General features: G+C 71.1%; 4 protein-coding genes. All 4 read left to right on the forward strand.

The window, feature by feature from the left end; genetic code table 11:
* On the forward strand, positions 1-698 hold a 698-nt coding region (locus ACK42S_RS15995), incomplete at its 5' end, for an AAA family ATPase (protein WP_409709797.1).
* The gene (locus ACK42S_RS16000) at positions 673-1,740 is read left to right on the forward strand and encodes a DUF58 domain-containing protein (RefSeq protein WP_409709800.1); all 1,068 of its coding nucleotides are present in this window, start codon (positions 673-675) and stop codon (positions 1,738-1,740) included. The genes ACK42S_RS15995 and ACK42S_RS16000, both read left to right, overlap by 26 nt.
* Before the next feature lie 16 nt (positions 1,741-1,756).
* Entirely contained in the window at positions 1,757-2,812 is a 1,056-nt protein-coding gene (locus ACK42S_RS16005; RefSeq protein WP_409709803.1) for a VWA domain-containing protein, read from the forward strand.
* 102 nt (positions 2,813-2,914) lie between these two features.
* Positions 2,915-4,347 (forward strand): MBL fold metallo-hydrolase (locus ACK42S_RS16010; protein ID WP_409709807.1); only part of this gene is annotated, 1,433 nt, incomplete at its 3' end.

A 4,347-nucleotide genomic window follows, 5' to 3' on the forward strand; every position in this document is an offset into this window, starting at 1 on the left:
CCCATCTGCTGCTGGCCGACGAGATCAACCGGGCCCCGGCCAAGGTGCAAAGTGCCTTGCTCGAGGTGATGCAGGAGTACCAGGTCACCATCGCAGGGCAGACGCATCCCGTGCCCCGGCCCTTCCTCGTGATGGCCACGCAAAACCCCATCGAGACCGAAGGCACCTACCCGCTGCCCGAGGCCCAGGTCGACCGCTTCATGATGAAGGTGCTGGTGGGCTATCCGAGCGAGGAAGAGGAGTTCGTCATCGTGCAGCGCGTCACGGGCAGCCCCGAGGAGGTGGCCCCGGTCGTGAGCACCGAGGAGCTTGCGCAACTGCAGAAGGAATGCCGCAAGTGCTTCGTGGACCCTTCGCTGATCCAGTATGCGGTCAAGCTGGTGGCGGCCACCCGCTCGCCAGAGCGTTTCGGTCTGCCCGAACTCTCACGCTACCTGAGCTTCGGCGCCAGCCCGCGCGCCACCATCCACCTCATCGAAGGCGCGCGCGCCCTGGCCCTGCTGCGCGGGCGGCCTTACGTGCTGCCCGAGGACGTGACCGACCTCGTGCCCGACGTGCTGCGACACCGCCTCGTGCTGTCCTACGAGGCCCTGGCCGAGGCCCTCACGGCCGACCACCTGGTGCGGCGCATCATGGACAAGCTGCCCGTGCCCGACAAGCCCCTGGACTCCCATGCCCGCACCGAAGCCGTCGTCTGAGGCCCGGCGCCGGGCCGATGCCCGCCCCGCGGCGCATGGCAAGGCCGCGCCATTCGAGGCCAGCCAGACCCATGCCGCGCTGGGCGAGGCCGACCGATTGCTGCGCCGGCTGGAGTGGACGGTGCTGCGCCGCCTGGACGGCCTGCTCGAAGGCGACTACCGCACCCTGTTCCGCGGTCAGGGGCTCGATCTGGCGGACCTGCGCGAGTACCAGTTCCACGACGACGTGCGCTACATCGACTGGAACGTGACCGCACGCATCCAGGTGCCGCATGTGCGCGAATTCCAACAGGACCGAGACATCAACGTCTGGTTCCTGCTCGACCTCAGCGGCTCGGTGCATTTCGGCGCCGGCGAGTTCAGCAAGCGCGACCTGCTGATCGCCTTCGTCGCCCTGATGGCGCGGCTGCTCACGCGCCATGGCAATCGCGTGGGCGCCATCGTCTGCGGCCAGGCGGTCGACACCGTGATCCCGGCGCGCGGCGGGCGCGCCCAGGTGCTGCAACTGGTGCACCGGCTGCTGGCGCGGGCCGTGCCTGCGGCGGTCAGCGCGGGCGGGCCGGGCGGCACCGATCTGGCGCAGCTCTTCCACCGCGCGGGCCATCTGATGCGCCGGCGTTCGCTGGTCTTCGTCGTGTCGGACTTCATCGCCGCACCGGGCTGGACCGAGCCGCTGGGCCGCCTGGTGCAACGCCACGAGGTGCTCGCCGTGCGTCTGACCGACCCGCTGGAGGCGGCACTGCCCGACCTGGGCCTGGTGATGTTCGAGGACGCCGAGACCGGCGAGCAGCAACTGGTGGACACCCATGATGCGGCGTTTCGCCGCCGTTTCGAACAGGCCGCGCGCGACCGCGAGGCCCGATTGCGCCTGGCCTTCGGTGATGCCGGGGTGGACGTGCTGGAGCTGGCCACCGACGAGGATTTGGTCGCGGCGGTGCGCCGTTTCGTCGAACTGCGCCGGCTGCGCTCGCGCCTGGCGGCCGGCGGCGGGGCCGTGTCGGCGCGCCCGGCCGCTGCCCTGACCTCGACGACACCCTTGTGATCACGGGGAGACGGACATGGCATTCCTCTGGCCTGAGATGTTGTGGCTGCTGGGGCTCGTGCCCCTGAGCGTGGCAGCCTACTGGTGGCTGCTGCGCCGCCGCCGGCGCCTGGCGCTGCGCTATTCCGGGCTGTCTCTGGTGCGCGAGGCCCTGGGCCGCGGTCCGGGCTGGCGCCGCCATGTGCCGCCCGTGCTGATGCTGCTGGCGCTGATCGGCCTGCTCGTGGCCGTGGCCCGGCCCACGGCCCGCGTGATCCTGCCATCGCAGCAGCGAATGGTGATTCTGGCCATCGACGTGTCCGGCAGCATGCGTGCCACCGATGTCGAGCCCAACCGCATGGCGGCGGCGCAGGCTGCCGCGCGGGAGTTCGTGGCCCTGCAGGACAGCAGCACGCGCATCGGCGTGGTGACCTTTGCCGGCACGGCCCTGCTGACCCAGCCGCCCACCTACAGCAAGGAGGACGTGCTCGCCGCCATCGATCGCTTCAACTTCCAGCGCGCCACGGCCGTGGGCAGCGGCATCCTGGTGTCGTTGCAGGCCATCTTTCCGGACATCGAGTTCGACCTGCGCGGCAGCAATCCACGCCCGGGCAGCGAGGACAGCCGCCTGGGCCGCTCGCTCGACCAGCGCAGCGGGGCTGGCAGCAGGGCCCCGCCGCCGCCGGTGGAGCCGGGCTCGTATGGCGCGGCCGCCATCATCCTGCTCACCGACGGCCAGACCACCACCGGCCCCAACCCGCTGGAGGCCGCCCGCATGGCGGCCGAACGCGGTGTGAAGGTCTACACCGTGGGGGTGGGCACCGAGCAGGGCGAGATCCTCGTCGGTGACGGCTGGTCCATGCGCGTGCGCCTGGACGAGGAGGCCCTGCGCGGGATCGCCAACCTCACCGGCGGGGAATATTTTTATGCCGGCTCGGCCCCCGATCTGAAAAAGATCTACCAGGGCCTGCATTCCAAGCTCGCGCTGGAGACCCGCGAGATCGAGGTCACGGCCCTGTTCGCAGCCGCTGCGGCGGTGCTGATGCTGCTGGCCGCCGGCTTGTCGGTGTTCTGGTTCCACCGGGTGCTGTAGCGACGGCTCGGCGCCCGCGGTTCAGGCATCATCGGTCGCGAACGTGACGGCCGGGCCGCGTCCGGCCGTGCATGATGCCTGCACCCCTCGCACAGCCCACCGATGAACGACTCCCCTGCCCACGCCGTCGCACCGGCCACGCCGTCCGAGCGTCCTCCCCGTCCTGCCGCCACCCTGGTCGTCGTGCGCGATGGTCCGTTCGGGTTGGAGGTACTGCTGCTGCGCCGGGCCGAACGGGGCGACCACAACAGCGGCGCCTGGGTCTTTCCCGGTGGCCTGGTCGACCCGGGTGACCGGCAGGCGAGCGCCTGCGCCCGCGGGCTCGATGCGCGCACCGCCAACGAGCGGCTGGGCCTGGACGACGGGGCGCTCGACTACCTCGTCTGCGCGATCCGCGAATGCTTTGAGGAATGCGGCCTGCTCTTTGCCGACGGGCCGCGCCCCGACGCGCCCACGCTGCGGGCCTGGCGGGATGGTGTCCACCGCGGCGAACGCGCCTTTGCCGAGCTGTGCCGCCAGGCCGGCTGGACGCTGCGAGTGGATCGGCTGGCCTACCTCAGCCATTGGCTCACGCCCCGCGGACGTGCCAAGCGCTTTGACACGCGCTTTTTCATCGCCGTCGCCCCCGAAGGGCAGGACACCGCCCATGACGCCTGCGAGACCGTCGAGCATGGTTGGTTCCGGCCGGCCGAGGCCCTGGCCCGCGACCCCGCCCATTTCAAGCTGATGACACCCACGCGCGTCACGCTGGAACTGCTGTCGCGCTTTGCCGATGCGGCGTCCCTCATGGCCTGGGCCCGCGCGCCGCGCGAGGTGGCCCTGGTGATGCCGCGCATCGGCCGGGGCCCGCAGGGCGAGCGCCCCGTGATGCCCGACGAGCCGGCCTGGGCCGAGATCGGTCGCCTGGACCCGCAAGGCCATGGACAGGTGTCCTACGCGCTCGAACCCGGTGTGCCGGTGCGCCTGTCCGAGCGGGTGATCCGCGTCACCGCGCCCAATGCCAGTGTGATGACCGGACCGGGCACCAACACCTACCTCGTCGGGGGCGGTGCGGCCAACCGCTGGACCGTGATCGACCCCGGTCCGGCCGACGAGGCACATGTCCAGGCGGTGCTGGCTGCCGCCCCCGGCCCCATCGAGGCCATCGTCCTCACCCACAGCCACAAGTACCACTCGCCGGCCGCGCGGCGGCTGCGCGAGCTCACCGGCGCGCCGGTGGCGGGGCGCTGGCCGGCCCATCCGCAGGGTCAGGACGCGCAACTCATGCTGGACCGCGAACTGCAGCACGGGCAGCGCCTGGCCTGTGCGGCCGATGCCCATCTGCGCGTGTGGCACACCCCGGGGCATGCCTCGAACCACCTGTGCTTCCTGCTCGAAGAGGAAAAGCTGCTCTTCACCGGCGACCACGTGATGCAGTCATCCACCGTGGTGATCAATCCGCCCGACGGTGACATGGCGGCCTACCTCGCCTCGCTGCGGGCCCTGCTCGACGTGGACCTCGACTGGCTGGCGCCGGGCCACGGCTTCCTGATGGC

Origin of the sequence: Caldimonas sp., from assembly GCF_046289365.1 — a bacterium.
GTDB lineage: Bacteria > Pseudomonadota > Gammaproteobacteria > Burkholderiales > Burkholderiaceae_C > Caldimonas.

Bases quoted from the DNA above. Each gene is read 5' to 3' on its own strand.
- ACK42S_RS16005 (WP_409709803.1), top strand. From the start codon at position 1,757: ATGGCATTCCTCTGGCCTGAGATGTTGTGGCTGCTGGGGCTCGTGCCC.
- ACK42S_RS16000 (WP_409709800.1), top strand. From the start codon at position 673: ATGCCCGCACCGAAGCCGTCGTCTGAGGCCCGGCGCCGGGCCGATGCC.